Source organism: Agrococcus sp. HG114 (genome assembly GCF_024723325.1).
Classification (GTDB): domain Bacteria; phylum Actinomycetota; class Actinomycetes; order Actinomycetales; family Microbacteriaceae; genus Agrococcus.
Genome location: NZ_JANQCH010000312.1, coordinates 1 through 350 on the forward strand (window position 1 = coordinate 1; position 350 = coordinate 350).

The following is a 350-nucleotide window of genomic DNA, read 5'->3' on the forward strand; positions in this document are numbered from 1 at the left end:
ACCGTGCAGGCCGCCCGCGCGACGATGCCGACCGGCAGGGCGCCGGTCGAGGCCATGCCGCTCGCGCGGCTGCGCGCGGAGCACGACGCGCTCACGGCGCGCTGGATCGCCTACGAGACCGACCCGGCGAAGGCGATCGACTACCCGGCCATGAGCGATCCCGCCTCGCCCGCCCTGCAGGCGTTCCTCCGCGAGCAGCAGCGCGCGCTCGAGCTGCGGCCCGCGCACGCGTCGGCGCGCATGACCCCGCAGGAGTTCGCGGCGTACCGCGACGCCGTCCGGCGGGCGAGCCACGCGTTCGAGGCCGCCGAGCTCGCCGCGCGCCGCCCCGGGGGCGAGCTGCCCGCGGC

Annotated in this window: 1 pseudogene; it reads left to right on the forward strand. The window is 79.1% G+C overall.

Features of this window, described 5'->3' with window-relative positions:
• Positions 1 to 350, forward strand: a pseudogene (locus NWP09_RS13380) (hypothetical protein); the annotation flags it as partial.